At 34.4% G+C, this 1,646-nt stretch carries 2 protein-coding genes; both read left to right on the top strand.

Annotation, left to right across the window (positions count from 1 at the left end):
* Window positions 1–778, top strand: a 778-nt coding sequence (locus A0739_RS10705; RefSeq protein WP_231082589.1) for a TNT domain-containing protein, incomplete at its 5' end; no start/stop codon positions are given.
* Window positions 778–1,368 carry a hypothetical protein gene (locus tag A0739_RS09705; RefSeq protein WP_061587818.1) on the top strand — a complete coding sequence of 197 codons (591 nt, stop codon included), beginning with the start codon at window positions 778–780 and terminating at the stop codon, window positions 1,366–1,368. The genes A0739_RS10705 and A0739_RS09705, both read left to right, overlap by 1 nt.
* Window positions 1,369–1,646 lie beyond the last annotated feature (278 nt).

Below are 1,646 nucleotides of genomic sequence, written 5' to 3'. Positions count from 1 at the left end.
AGATGCCCAAACCGCCAACTTTATCGGGAACCTGGTAGGAGGCTATGCGGCCTCCTCAGCAGCCAGCAAGTTTAGTCTCAATAAGGTGAAGGTAGATGTCGAGGCGCCGAAGTACAACCGAGAACAGATTCTGAAGAATCTGGAAGAAAGCAGGCTTGCGAGGGAATCCAGTAACTTTGACCAATATCTGGCGAAGGAGAAATTCCAGAAAACTTTGATGAGTATGGAACCGATGGACCGTCAGAGATATCTTCAATGGCATGAATATGCGGAATCAGGTATAATGGTTCAAGATCGTGTTAAACTGTTATCCTGGGAAAGACCAGTTAATTCAAAACTATATCTTGAAAATAAGGCAGTGTATGATAATCCAAAATATTTTGATCAACTTACAGGTAATGAGAACTGGCCAGGACAAAAAGGTGATCCAAATATTGATGGCTTTTTAAAAGGTGAATATCAAAAGACAACTCTATCTCCTGGAGATAAAATTGATCGATTTGGTTCTGATTATGGACACTTTTTTGGAAATATTGGTGAATCTAAAGAGATGAGGGCAATGTCTCCAAACTCGGATTTTAAGAATTATAATCAATATGAAATATTAATGGATTTACCTGTTTTAAAAGGAAAAATAGCCCCATGGTTTAATCAACCAGGAGGAGGAATACAGTTTAAATTAGATCCATTCTTTGCTAAACAGATAATGTCTATACCTTCTGATGAGGCAGCTATTATTAAAAAACTAATAGAATTTGGTTATTTGAGGAAATTATAATGTTTGATAATGAATATATTGTAAGTTTGAAAAGATTTATCAGCAATGTCGAAATTGTTTCAATAAATAACAAGTTGCAGGCATATGATAATGTGGATATTATTTACATTCTAGAAAAAAGAGAAGATGAATTTTTTATTTCACTAAATGAAAGAGGGGTTAGTACAGAATACTGTAAAATTCGTAACAAGGAGTTGGCGCAGCTCTATTTTGCTATCTTTGTTAAAAGAGGAGTTACAGATTTTGAATTCCCACTGATGACTTTAATAAATGATATAGAGGATATCGAAATATTGAAAGAATACTTGACTAGAGAAAAACTTGATAGTTTTTATTCGGTTGATTCTAGGATTAAGGGAAAAATAAATTTTTCTTCAGAATTAAACAAGATTTATTACGTAGATGCAAGTGACAATGAATACAATCTGTTTTACCTACCAAACAGAATATTTCAAACCTTCTATGCATCAATTGTAAAATTAAAAACTATTAAGGAGTGGTTGATTCAACTGAATGATGCTAATGGACTAGGAGATCAATATGAGGCTACTTTGCTAGGGTATAGTTCAGAGGGAGTAGAGAAGTTTTAAATTGGATTATCTTGTTGTAAAGAATGAGATGTAAGAAAAACTCACAACAAAACTCTCATTCTCTCTTTAATCAAACCAGAGTTTACTAATGTTTTATTGGTAAACTTTTGCTTTAAATAAAATTTTCTTTAAAACAATTCAATGAACTCCACCAGTTGGTGAAGACCTATATGACTTTGCTGGAGACAGATATCGCCTTGATGGCAGCCACAGGGAAAGAGATGCATCGGACAGATAGTGCTCTGGGACAAAACATGTTTCCTGGTTTGCAGTAGGGA

The sequence above is a fragment of the Streptococcus oralis genome, from assembly GCF_001588645.1.
Classification (GTDB): domain Bacteria; phylum Bacillota; class Bacilli; order Lactobacillales; family Streptococcaceae; genus Streptococcus; species Streptococcus oralis_AB.
Note: the sequence above shows the minus strand (reverse complement) of the source record. Positions and strands in the feature narration are given on the sequence as shown.

Coding starts and splice junctions, on each gene's coding strand:
- A0739_RS09705 (WP_061587818.1), top strand. CDS start 778: ATGTTTGATAATGAATATATTGTAAGTTTGAAAAGATTTATCAGCAAT.